Below are 10537 nucleotides of genomic sequence, written 5' to 3'. Positions count from 1 at the left end.
GAAGACAATCTACAGCCACTTCGCCGCCCTGGGGCTGGACCTCACCCTGGAAGACAGCAGCAACCAGGGGCGTCTCGATCTTGCCCTGCGTTTCAATGGCCAGATTTATCTCTTCGAGTTCAAGGTGGTCGAACTGGTCCCGGAGGGGCGGGCGCGGCACCAGCTCAAGGACCGTGGCTACGCCGACAAGTACCGCGCCGACGGTCAGCCGATCCACTTGATCGGCGTCGAATTCAGCCGCGAGCGGCGCACCTTGGTGAGGTTTGAGGTCGAGAGCGTTTATTCCAGGATCGCGCCGCCGGCGGCGATGCTGTTGGTGACCCGCAGCTTCCGGGGTCAGTTGCAGCAGGCACTGCTCGCCTTGGCCCCGAGGCTGGCCGCGGCCGCGCTCGTGCCGATGAAGCTACCCGATGCCTTCGACCCGATTGCGACCGCGGTCTGTGGCGCGGCTGCGCCGCCGAACAGCCACTTGACCGTGTCCGCGCCGTGCGAACTGGCGACCCAGCCTTGCAGCTTCAGCGGCGCGTCGACGCTCCCGCTGCCGATCGCGAGCCAAGTGGTGCCGTCGATCGAGTAGTAGCCCGTCGCCGACTTGCCATCGGTCGCGACATCAAGGCGAATCCATATCGGCGTGTTCTTGTCCACCAGGCCGTGGCCGTTGACGCCTTTGGGGATCACCGCCTCGATCGCCTTCGTGTCTTGGTCGGCCGCGCCGCGGTACTGCACGTGCAGGCCGTTGGCACCCGTGCGTAGGACCGCGACGTAAGCGGCGTTGGCGGCCGTCGAGGCCCTTGCCATGAGCCCGGCCTTGATCCAGCCGTCGACGTGCGAGCTGGGGTTGCCGACGAACGCGACCCGGGTGCCCTGGGGCGCGGCGGCGCGGTCGTCGTATTGGAGGTAGCAGCTGTCGCTCTTGTCCCAGAGGTCGCCGGACTTGACCTCGATGGCGAACAAGTCCCCGCTCTCCACGAGCCCGTCGGTCGCCGATGAGCCGATGGCGCTGAAGGGGTAGCCGGTCGCCGGCATGTCGGTGCGTGCCCAGGCGTCCTCGAAGCTGCTGACCTTGTCGGTTCCCAGGTGGTTGGCGGATGATTTCCAGGCGTTGCACCAGGAACTCTTGCTCTCAGAGCCGTAGACCCGGCTGACGAAGCCCTTCGCGAACACGTCCGCGGCCACCGAGTAGTGGTCCGAGTTGAGGTTGAAGACCACCGCGTAGTTGTAGGCGGTGATGTCGCCGCTCTTGGTGATCTCCGGGGCTACGAAGGCCAGGCGTTGGCTGGCGGTCTTGCCGTTATCGACGTATTGATTGAGCTGCGAGTCGGACGACGACAGGTTACCGGTCGTGCCGGCGAAGATGAATTTGCCCCGCAGGCGCTCGAGCGTCGGCCAGCCCTTGGCGGCGACCGCGGTCTGCAGGTTCGCGCTGTCGCCGATCAGGTCCGGCGGACCCCAGATCGCGTCGCGGCCAAGCTTGGACCGCAGCAGTTCATCGAAGGCCTCCGGCGTATGGTTACCGGTGGCGGTGAAGTTGTCCTTGAAGTCGACCCAGATGGTCAAGACCTCGTGCTCGGGCACGGCCAGGTGAAAGGCCTTCAATACGTCGAGTGCGTCCGAGAGCGTGTTGACGCTACTCTCGGCTTCGGACCACTTGTGATAGACGTACCAATCGCTCGTGAGTGCCGGCCAGTGGGAATCGTTGTTGCTGGTGTGGATGTCCATCTCCAGTGAATGCACGCGCCAGTAGAGCGCCTGGTCGAGGTAGCCCTCGGTACGCTGATAGGAATTGTGTGAACTCTTCTGGCGGACTTGATTATAGCGAAGCGTGCTCATGGATTTTCTCTCGTTTGGGGTTGGGCTTAGGTCGATCCGCGGTTACAGCCGGGCGGCTTGCACGTGCATCCAGTCATAGTTGCGTGTGCGCCCGAGGCTGAGCCAACCTTCCTCTTCCCAGAGTTGCCACCACACGGCGTATTCCGGCTTGGCTAAGCGGGCGCGATCCTTCCCCCATTTCAGTTGGTTGTGTTCCGGGTCATAATCGATGGCGATGCCCCAGGAATGCATAGACCAATTGCTGCCACCACGCATCTTGCGCACGTTCAGACAACCGCCCCAGAGGTCTAGGTGGAGCGCATGGATGCGCTCCTGTCCATAATGCTCGTGCACCCGCTTGAGCACGCGCCCCAGGCTGTCATGGACCTTTTCGTGGCAGCTGAAGCTGTTCACGACCTTGTCGATGTCCCAGGCCAGTCGGTGCGGGTATGGCAGTTTCATCGAGACCTGGTGCTTACCAGGTTCGCCGTAGAATTTGACCAGTTCCCCCTGGGCTTGTCGTGGCCAGTGTTGGGCTTGCGCGGGCGGGCTGAGGTCTTTCGGCTCCGGCTCGTCATCCCGCCAGAGTGCCGGCGGCTGGCCGTGCTGGTCGCGATAGTCGAGCGTCTCCACGGCATAGGTCGTTTGCGGCCCCCAATAGCCATCGACCGTACCGGCTGCGATGCCATTGTCCAGGCAGAGCAGCTGCAGATAGGCAACCGCCTGTCGTGGGCCGCCCCAGGTCTGCCAGTCTTTGGGAAGTTGTTCGGCCCTTGCCCTTAGTGCTTCCCGGGCGGCCCGGTAAGTCTTGTCCCCCAACTGCCCGTCGATTTTCCCCGGATCGAATCCGGCCGATTGCAGTTTCTTTTGTTCCAACGCAATGGCTGTGCGAGGAATGGTCATGGTGCGTTCCTCTGAGGTCGCAGCTGTTGTCAGCGTCGTCTGACGCAGCGAAGGTTGCCGGAGTCGGCGCCGCGTCCGATCTTTCTGCCTGAGCGCCGTTGGCTTGGCGACGGTTGACTCACTGATCCCAGTTGATCGATGGCAACTTGCCGCCCTCCATCCCGCGCTGGACAAAGGAGCCGATAAAGGCGCCCAGCGTGAGTTTGGCGAACTCGATGAACTCGGGCTTAAAGAACGAGAGGCCGCAAAACAGCAATGTCAAGCCGACGGTGGCCAGTGGCAGACCGGAGAAGCCGACCTTCTGAAAGGTCCCGGTGAAGCCCCGCAGACTGCTGAGGATGACGTATTGCGCGATCGCCTCCTTGTTGGCGTCGCGAACCAGTGGCTCAAGCAAGGCCCGGTCGTCGGCAGGGATGATGCTGGGCGTGGCCTTCTGCGCCACACCCAAGAAGCGTCCGCCGACCATGGCCAGGACGCTCGCGGCGATAATGCTCAGGGACTCGGTCCCGTAGTATTGCATGAACCAGGCAAAGGTCCCTTCCGGTCCCGGGGACGGGGGAATGCCGTGGTGATCTACCAATACCGGGATCACGGTCGCGAGCAGTAGGATAGAACTCGCCGCCAGCATGCCGTAGCCGGTCAGCGCCATCAAGCGGCGTCCGCGCTCCGCGGTTGATGCGGGTGGCTTGCTGTCTGCGCTCTGCGGTGCCGTGGGTTGGTCTTCTGATTGCATAGAGTCCCCGAATCATGCGCTGAGATGTCCGGCAATAGGGATGAGTCGTGGTCCGCTATTCGCGCACGACGCATCCCTGGGCGTTGACGCCAAACCGGATTGGGTGGTACGCTGACTGAGCTATTTCTTGGTGATGGTGAACACCAAGGGATCGCCCTTGCCGATGACCCCCGTGGCCTTGTTGGCGTTGGCCCCATCCAAAGCGGAAAGGATCATGTTGTCATTGCCGTTGATACCGGTCTTGGATAGGGTGCCATACCATTTGTTGGCCTCACTATTCCACCAAAAATGAGTGATCCAGATATTTCCGCTCTCTACGCCTTCCACGCGCGCGGCGAGCAATTCGATATAGCCCTTGGCGTCGTTGATCTTGATGTCATCCTGATCGCCGTCGCCGTCGCCGTTGAGTGAGATCTGTTCGGTTTCCGTAATCGTGTAGTCCCGCGACGCACCGGATGCCAGTTTGCCGTCGTCCTTCCATTTGCCATTGCTTTTGACACGCAACGGCAGTTCCTTTCCTGACTTGTTCTCTAACCGCAAGACCTTGAAGTCGAGCGAAATCGTTCGTCCGAAGCCATTGTCGCTCTTCAGCACCAGGAGCTTCACCGCCTTGCCGTCCGCCCAGGGGATGAGGTGCGCCTGAGTGCCGTCCACGCTGTCCAGTGCGACACCCAATTGCCAGAAGGTGCCGGCCCAGGTCAATAGGTTAACCCAGACATTCTTGTGTTTGAGGCCTTCGATCGAGCGGCTGTCGGCCTTGTACTCGACGAATCCCCGGCTGTCGCGGATGACCACGTCATCGCTTTCGCCGCCGCCATTGAGTGAAACCTGGTAGTCCTCACCCTTGGGGATATCATAGCTGAGTGTGGAGTTCTCGTTGAGTCTGCTCTCGCGGTCGTTCTTGCTCTCCCGCAGCGTCATGAGCTTGCCCAACTTATTCACGATCGCAATGGTGCTGAAGTCCTGCGAGACGTTGCGGCCGTAACCCTTGGCATTGGCGTCGTCCTTGCCGTTGAGCAGGTCCTCGCCTTCGCCGGCGAACAGGCTCGTGCCGGACCCCAGTAGCAGCGCTGCTGCCAGCAATGGCCGCAAGACGGTCTTTTTCATGACTCGATACCTCGGTGAATGTGAACGATCGATCTGACGGGACATTGAACGGCTTGCGTGGTCTATTGTCGCAAAAGCGGCCTATCAGTCAATCGCCCGGTTATACGCAATCCAGACGCATTTATACGCAATCCGGACCCCTGCCGGCGCCACCGACGTCGGCAAGAGAAGCGATACTGTCGAGGGTCTGGGAGTGCTTTCAGAACCATCGGCGGCGGACCGGGTTCGGCCGTGGGGCGCCGACGATGGTTGGGGATACGCGCAGGCGGCCTTGATCGTCGTTCCGGCCACTGGTCGAGGCTCTGGCCGGTCCGGCGTGCAGGCACCATTGATTGTCTTTGGAATCCGGAGTGTGGGGAGGGGGGCCGGGCAAAGAATGCCCGCGGGTATCCGGTGCCCCGTATGGGCTATCCCCGCAGCCAGGGTTCCAACAGGTCTGCGGCTGCCTCAATGCCGCTGGGCTCAACCGGCGCGGGCCGCCCGGCGGCGAGCAACTCGGCGATCGGACCGGCGACCCGCCCGGCCGTCAGGTCCGCGAGACTCAGTTCCCGGGTGGGGACCTGAGCGCTCAGCCACGTGTTGAGCGTCGTGCTCTCCGGCCAGTCCGGCCGCGGGACCTGGAGTACCGGCACCCCATTGCAGGCCGCCTCTGCATAGCTCCCATAGCCCGGCTTGCACAGCATCAGATCGACCGAACCGAGCACGTCCAGCAGATCGATGCCATGCCCCGTCAGGGCGGTGGCGTCGCGGCGGGGTCGACCTTGGAGGTCATCGACCACCCAATGTACCTGTTCCTGTTCCGGCCACTCATGCAAGGGGTTGAGTCCGTCGAAGCCGCCGAACTGCATCAGGGCCAGGGGGCGGTCCGCCGGGCAACCGAAGCGGCTGCGCAGCTCCGAGCCGCGGTCCGGTCGACGGCGGGCGATGGGGCCGACGGCCCGCGCCGCGGGCAGCCAGTCCATCGGTAGGGCGGGGGCCGGGCGGATGAAGAGGTCCGCCTCACGATAGACCCGCCGCAGGTGCTCCATGAGCGTCACCGGCACCTGGGCCTGAAGCTGGGACTCACGCAGGATGTCGTACCAGCTGAAGGAGCAGAGTCCGACCGCCGGGATGCCGAGACGCCGTGCTGCTTCCAGGGGTAGCCAGGGGATGTCGGCCAGCACCAGGTCCGGTGCGAGGTCCCGCAGGGTGGCCAGCTGGCGCTCCAGGCGTTGCGGGTAGTCGGCCTCAAAGCGGACATAGGCGGCGAGGCTCTCCTCCCACCGCGTGACCAGGGGTCCATCCATTAGAAAGCCGGGGTCGGTCGCCTCACGGACCTGGGTGAACCCCGGCGGCAGTCGGGCGCGGGCGAAGCGGGGGTCGATGTCGGACTGGAGCGTGACCCGCAGTCCCGGCAGGCGTCGGGTGAGGGCCTCGATCACCGGCGAGGATTGAGCCAGGTGGCCATAGCCATGGGCGGTGACGGCAAGCAACAGGTGGGGCATGGGTGAGGCCGATCGGTGATGGGGGTGCCAAGATTACCAGACCGGGCCCCGGACACCGTGCCCGGGGAGCGCCAAGCGTCGCACCGCCATGCCTCACCTCTGAAGCGGTGTCCCGAGGGTGGTGGGGTCGAGCGGCCGGATCTGCCACTCGAGCCCGCCAACTGCCAGGAGTCCTACTGACGCGGCTCCCTCACTGTCGCTACTTGGGTGCGGCGGCGGCTGCCGGGGTGGTGGTCCAGGGCTGGATGGCCACCGCCGTGACGCTGTTCTTGGGCGAGCCCTCAATGATCCGGTCGCTGTAGGTCAGATAGATCAGCACATTGCGCTGGGCGTCGTAGAAGCGCACCACCTGGAGGGTCTTGAACACCAGTGAGGTGCGCTTCTTGAAGACTTCCTCGGCATTGCGTTTGCCGCTGCGGATGTCGTCCGGCAGGTTGATGGGGCCGACCTGGGTGCAGTCGATGGACGCATCCGAGGTGTCCTCCGCCACCCCGACGGCGCCGGAGATGCCGCCCGTCTTGGCGCGGCTGAGGTAACAGGCGACCCCGGGGAGGTCTTCGTCCGCGAAGGCCTCGACGACGATTTTGTCGTTGGGTCCCATGAATTTGAACTTGGTGGCGACGCTGCCGATGACCTGGGCGCTGGCCGAGTGGGCGAGGCCGAGCAGGCACAGAACGATGAGTCCGCGACGCATAGGTGATACTCCGTATGTAGATGAAATTCAGGTTGATCGGGTCGGGTCGGCGCCGAACAGCCGGTCACTCTCCTGGCGCGAGCGGGTCAGGCTGTCTTCGATGGAGACCCCGAGGAACCAGTTGCCGGTGATGGCCAAGCGGCTGTTGGCGGTGGCGCGGTCGATGCGTTCCACCACACCGGCATGGCCGGCGCGCATGGCCGGCAGGCGGTTGTGGACCTGCCCCTGCGCGACGATGCGTGCGGGGTCCACTCCCAGTGCCCGGCAGGCGTGGGCCACCTGCTCCTGCGGGGACAAGACTCCCGGGCGGAAGTGGAAGGCGAAGCCGCGATAGGTGGGGTCCGGAAGAAAGTCGCGGGAGACTGCCGAGTAAAACTGGTCGTCCACCGCGATCAGCCCGGCCATGGCGGGCAGGGTGAGGTCCGTGGCGCGGAACGCCAGGGTCAGTGTCTCGATCTCCGCCATGCCGATGGCGCCCGCCGCGTCCCGCGCCCCGTCGAAGCCGGCCGGGATGAGCCGGGCAGCGGCATCCGGCGGCACCGCGAGGGTCAGCGCGTCACAGGTGACCTCGCCGGAGCCCTCGATGATGACCCGAAAGCCGTCCCCGTCGGCCACGATGGCGCTGATTGTCTGACCGGTGCGGACGCTGAGGCGCTCCTCGGCGGCGATCGCGTCAGGGATGACTGAGAGCCCTTGGGTAAAGGTAAAGGCCTTGATCACGTCCTTGCGGCGGGGCTTGCTCCGGAACAGGGCCTCCGCCGGGTAGTCGTCGGCGTTCTGACAGATCACCGCCTTGAACGCGTGGCTCAGCAGGTCGCGGTAGTTACGCCGCCCGAGTATCCGGCCGTAATAGTCGGCGACCCGCTGGCCCGCCTTCGGCGTCGAAAAAATACGCGGGAGGGAGACGGCTGCCTCCAGGAAATGCAGTGCGGAGGCGATGGACCGGCGCTTGCCGTTGGCCCACAGCCGGTAGCCGACCTTGGTCTTGGCCTTGGCCTGGACCTGGGCGGTCAGACCCAGGTCGTCCATGATGGTGAGCAGATTGCCGTAGCTGTTGAAGCAGGTGTGGCTGCCGGCCTCGGTCCAGAATCCGCCGAGCCCCTGGAAGGCGTGGGTGTTCATGCACCCGCCTACCCGTGGTGCGGCCTCCAGCACCAGGGTGCGGAGCCCGCGCCGGGCCGAGAAATGGGCGGCGCCGAGTCCGCTGATGCCGGCGCCGATGACGATATGGTCGAAGTCCTTGGTCATTGCGATTACTGTGTCGAGTCCGGGTTTGGTTGCGGGTGGTCGCCAATGTCGGCGGGGGCAAGGCTCAGATAGCTGATGTCCGGTTCCGGGATCGGGGTCGGCGGCGGTTCGCAGTCCTCCAGGCTCCAACCCTGCCCGGCGACCACGCTCAGATAACTGGTGTCCAGGTGCGGCGGCGCGGCGTCCGGGGGTTGCTCCAGCATGCCCACGGGCGCCAAGGCAAGCGTCGCTGCGTCGCTGCCGTTCGTCTGGGGTGCCTCGGCGGCAGGGGCCGGGTCCGCGGCGTCCGCCACCTCCGCAGGCTGCAGCGCGGCGATCGTCAGCACCGCCCCCGCCTGGGCAAAGACCTTCTTGAAGCGGGTGGCGGTGGCCTCGTCGACATCACGCTTGACGGTGACTGGCCGGCCGGTAAACAGCCGCTCGACGCCCTGTGCGTCGAGCTTGAAGACGGCCGCGAGGCGTTGCCGGGTCTGCTCGGGGTCAGCCCCCGGGGCGATCAGACCCGAGTAGGTGAGATCGAAGCGTTGATCAGACATGGTTCTACCCGCTGTTGTCGGTAATACCCCGCCGTTTTCGCGCCGGGGCCCGGGGATGAGGTGTCGGGGACCCTCGTCTCTCTCCCGGCGCGGCGAGGTCCGATGGCGTTCGTGTTAGTCGATCGGTTTGGCCAGGCTGAAGGCCCCCCGGATATCGCCGACAGCATAACCGCGTGCCCGGTCTCCTGGATAGGCCCGATCCAGGGTTGCGGCAACCTCGTGGCTGATGGCGCTGCCGTGACAGGCGAGACAGACTTCGCCGGTGGGGATCGCCTTCATGAAGCGGAATTGCTTGCTGCCGTCGCCTTCGACGACGGCCCCGAAGGCCAGGGTGTCGACCGCCTCACCGGCCGCCTTGCGCTCCTCGAAGCGGGTGAGGACCTGCTGCTCCCAGGCGTCCGGCTGCCCGGTCTTGGCATTGCGCGGCTTGAGGCTGACGCGGGCGACCTTCCAACCGGACTTGGCTGAGAGCTCGGCGGCGATTGCCGGTGCCCGCGCGTTACACACGGCGATGGCACTGGTGGGTCCGCCGGCCTTCATGGCCGTCTCCAGTTCGCCTTTGAGGGTGCCGGCGAACTGCTGGATCAGTGCCTTGGCCTGCTCGGCGTTGGGGGCGGCAGCGGCGGCCGGCGTCGGCGCCGGTTCGGCGAGCAGCGGACCGGCGGCGATCAGGGCGATGGCGGTGAGAGTGAACAGTGGGCGCACAACAAGGCTCCGGTGGCAGTTGGTAGATGAGCGGGTCGGCAGTCCCAGAGTATCGCCGGTCCGGCGTCGGGTTGCCTCGGGTAATCGCAATCCTGGGCTGGCGCTCGCGGCGACCTCCTTGCCCGGGGTGGTCGACGGTGCTAATTTGTGTCTATGTGTTTATCTGCCGAGTAGCTTGCCATGCCCACGCCCGCCCGAGAGAATACCCGCTGGAATCTTGCTATTACTCGCGAGACCGACATCGCCGTGCGCAGTTTCTTGGCCCGGAGCGGTTTCAAGAAGGGGGACCTCTCCAAGTTTGTCGAAGAGGCGGTCCGGTGGCGGGTCTTCGACCGCACCCTGGAGGAGGCGCGCCAGGGATTCCACGGACTGGCGCAGGACGAGGCCGAGACCTTGCTGGATGAAGCCTTGACGGGCATCCGGGCGCAGTTGCGGGCGGAGGGTCAGTTAACGGACTTCGAGCGCGGGGCGCGTTGACCTGTGCGTCTGGTTATCGACACCAATCTGTTGATCAGCGCCCTGCTGGTCGAGCATTCTGCCCCGGCCCGCCTGTTGATTGCCTGGCGGCGCGGACGTTTCACGCTCCTGACCGCCGAACTCCAGATCGAAGAGCTGCGGCGAGTGAGCCGGTATCCCAAGATCAGGGAGCGCCTGCGCACCTCCCTGGCTGGGGAACTGGTGAATCAGCTCGGTGACTTGGCGGTGGTGGTGACCGATCTGCCGCGCGTCGACCTATCGCCAAACCCCTTTGATAATTTCCTCCTCGCTATTGCGCAAGCCGGCGATGCTGACTGCCTGGTCTCCGGTGACCGCCGCGGTCTGCTGGACCTTGGTCGCTTTGAGACCTGCCGAATCGTGACGGTGCAAATGCTACTTGCAGAGTTGCGGTGAGTGCGGAGCCGCAGCCGGCAAGTCACACGGGTTCGCTTCCGGCTGCGGCTCCGAGTGCTCCGCCAGGGTTAGCGGGTCCTGTACGGCGACGACGGCCTGGCCCCGGACCCGCTGCGACAAGAGTTGGTTGAGGCGTTTGTTCTTGCCGGCGTGCTCGGCGTTGATGGGCGGCATGGCGCGCAACTCCCCGGCGATCAGTTCGACGCGGTCGTCTTCGGCGAAGATGCCGGCCGCGATCATACGATGGTAGGCGTCGACCTTGAGGCGGTAGGTCGATCGTGCGGCCGGGGGTTGCGGGTGTGGTGCGGTGCGGTCGAGGTCGTCGGCATTGACTCTGTCCTCAAGCCGAAGCGACTTTGCCGCCGCATGTTACGCCCGCGGTGTCGCGGTGCGAAGCCTGGCCGTCTGGGGCGCCGCACCCCAGTGC

Annotated in this window: 11 protein-coding genes and 2 pseudogenes; 3 read left to right on the top strand and 10 right to left on the bottom strand. The window is 64.9% G+C overall.

Annotation, left to right across the window (positions count from 1 at the left end):
* Window positions 1-10: 10 nt before the first annotated feature.
* Window positions 11-280 (top strand): annotated as a pseudogene (locus QZY44_RS27775) (PD-(D/E)XK nuclease domain-containing protein); the annotation flags it as partial.
* Between the two features lie 56 nt (window positions 281-336).
* On the opposite strand, the gene QZY44_RS27770 reads toward QZY44_RS27775, so the two are convergent.
* From QZY44_RS27770 to QZY44_RS27730, 9 genes are all read right to left on the bottom strand, one after another.
* Window positions 337-1830: a Ca2+-dependent phosphoinositide-specific phospholipase C gene (locus QZY44_RS27770; RefSeq protein WP_295455737.1), complete on the bottom strand. Its 1494-nt coding sequence runs from the start codon at window positions 1828-1830 to the stop codon at window positions 337-339.
* Between the two features lie 42 nt (window positions 1831-1872).
* Window positions 1873-2712, bottom strand: a complete 840-nt coding sequence (locus tag QZY44_RS27765) for a M15 family metallopeptidase (protein WP_295455735.1) — start codon at window positions 2710-2712, stop codon at window positions 1873-1875.
* 118 nt (window positions 2713-2830) lie between these two features.
* On the bottom strand, window positions 2831-3445 hold the full coding sequence (locus QZY44_RS27760; protein ID WP_295455733.1) for a hypothetical protein: 615 nt from the start codon (window positions 3443-3445) through the stop codon (window positions 2831-2833).
* Between the two features lie 120 nt (window positions 3446-3565).
* Window positions 3566-4552, bottom strand: coding sequence for a hypothetical protein (locus QZY44_RS27755; protein ID WP_295455731.1), 987 nt, complete (start codon window positions 4550-4552; stop codon window positions 3566-3568).
* A 407-nt stretch (window positions 4553-4959) separates the two neighbouring features.
* Window positions 4960-6036 (bottom strand): hypothetical protein, encoded by a 1077-nt coding sequence (locus QZY44_RS27750; RefSeq protein WP_295455728.1) that lies wholly within the window; start codon window positions 6034-6036, stop codon window positions 4960-4962.
* Window positions 6037-6235: 199 nt separating this feature from the next.
* Window positions 6236-6730, bottom strand: coding sequence for a CreA family protein (locus QZY44_RS27745; protein WP_295455726.1), 495 nt, complete (start codon window positions 6728-6730; stop codon window positions 6236-6238).
* Between the two features lie 27 nt (window positions 6731-6757).
* Window positions 6758-7978: an FAD-dependent oxidoreductase gene (locus tag QZY44_RS27740; protein ID WP_295455724.1), complete on the bottom strand. Its 1221-nt coding sequence runs from the start codon at window positions 7976-7978 to the stop codon at window positions 6758-6760.
* A gap of 5 nt (window positions 7979-7983) precedes the next feature.
* Window positions 7984-8514, bottom strand: a complete 531-nt coding sequence (locus tag QZY44_RS27735) for a hypothetical protein (RefSeq protein ID WP_295455721.1) — start codon at window positions 8512-8514, stop codon at window positions 7984-7986.
* A 114-nt stretch (window positions 8515-8628) separates the two neighbouring features.
* Complete coding sequence (locus QZY44_RS27730; RefSeq protein WP_295455719.1) at window positions 8629-9219, bottom strand: DUF3365 domain-containing protein; 591 nt, start codon at window positions 9217-9219, stop codon at window positions 8629-8631.
* Window positions 9220-9399: 180 nt separating this feature from the next.
* Here QZY44_RS27730 and QZY44_RS27725 point away from each other — a divergent pair, with 180 nt between their 5' ends.
* Together QZY44_RS27725 and QZY44_RS27720 are read left to right on the top strand one after the other, a co-directional pair.
* Window positions 9400-9696: a ribbon-helix-helix domain-containing protein gene (locus tag QZY44_RS27725; RefSeq protein WP_295455717.1), complete on the top strand. Its 297-nt coding sequence runs from the start codon at window positions 9400-9402 to the stop codon at window positions 9694-9696.
* A 3-nt stretch (window positions 9697-9699) separates the two neighbouring features.
* On the top strand, window positions 9700-10110 hold the full coding sequence (locus QZY44_RS27720) for a putative toxin-antitoxin system toxin component, PIN family (RefSeq protein ID WP_295455715.1): 411 nt from the start codon (window positions 9700-9702) through the stop codon (window positions 10108-10110).
* Here QZY44_RS27720 and QZY44_RS27715 read toward each other — a convergent pair.
* Window positions 10090-10353, bottom strand: a pseudogene (locus tag QZY44_RS27715) (Uma2 family endonuclease); the annotation flags it as partial. The gene QZY44_RS27720 and the pseudogene QZY44_RS27715 sit on opposite strands and share 21 nt — an antisense overlap.
* Window positions 10354-10537 lie beyond the last annotated feature (184 nt).

The organism is uncultured Thiodictyon sp. (assembly GCA_903837595.1).
In the GTDB taxonomy this organism is placed as follows: Bacteria; Pseudomonadota; Gammaproteobacteria; order Chromatiales; family Chromatiaceae; genus Thiodictyon.
The sequence above is the reverse complement of the archived record's forward strand: the minus strand, read 5'-3'. Positions and strand labels throughout refer to the sequence as shown.

What these genes read in the sequence shown, in the direction of transcription:
- QZY44_RS27760 (WP_295455733.1), bottom strand. Translation starts at nt 3,445, where the DNA reads ATGCAATCAGAAGACCAACCCACGGCACCGCAGAGCGCAGACAGCAAG.
- QZY44_RS27765 (WP_295455735.1), bottom strand. Translation starts at nt 2,712, where the DNA reads ATGACCATTCCTCGCACAGCCATTGCGTTGGAACAAAAGAAACTGCAA.
- QZY44_RS27740 (WP_295455724.1), bottom strand. Translation starts at nt 7,978, where the DNA reads ATGACCAAGGACTTCGACCATATCGTCATCGGCGCCGGCATCAGCGGA.
- QZY44_RS27725 (WP_295455717.1), top strand. Translation starts at nt 9,400, where the DNA reads ATGCCCACGCCCGCCCGAGAGAATACCCGCTGGAATCTTGCTATTACT.
- QZY44_RS27770 (WP_295455737.1), bottom strand. Translation starts at nt 1,830, where the DNA reads ATGAGCACGCTTCGCTATAATCAAGTCCGCCAGAAGAGTTCACACAAT.
- QZY44_RS27750 (WP_295455728.1), bottom strand. Translation starts at nt 6,036, where the DNA reads ATGCCCCACCTGTTGCTTGCCGTCACCGCCCATGGCTATGGCCACCTG.
- QZY44_RS27745 (WP_295455726.1), bottom strand. Translation starts at nt 6,730, where the DNA reads ATGCGTCGCGGACTCATCGTTCTGTGCCTGCTCGGCCTCGCCCACTCG.
- QZY44_RS27755 (WP_295455731.1), bottom strand. Translation starts at nt 4,552, where the DNA reads ATGAAAAAGACCGTCTTGCGGCCATTGCTGGCAGCAGCGCTGCTACTG.
- QZY44_RS27735 (WP_295455721.1), bottom strand. Translation starts at nt 8,514, where the DNA reads ATGTCTGATCAACGCTTCGATCTCACCTACTCGGGTCTGATCGCCCCG.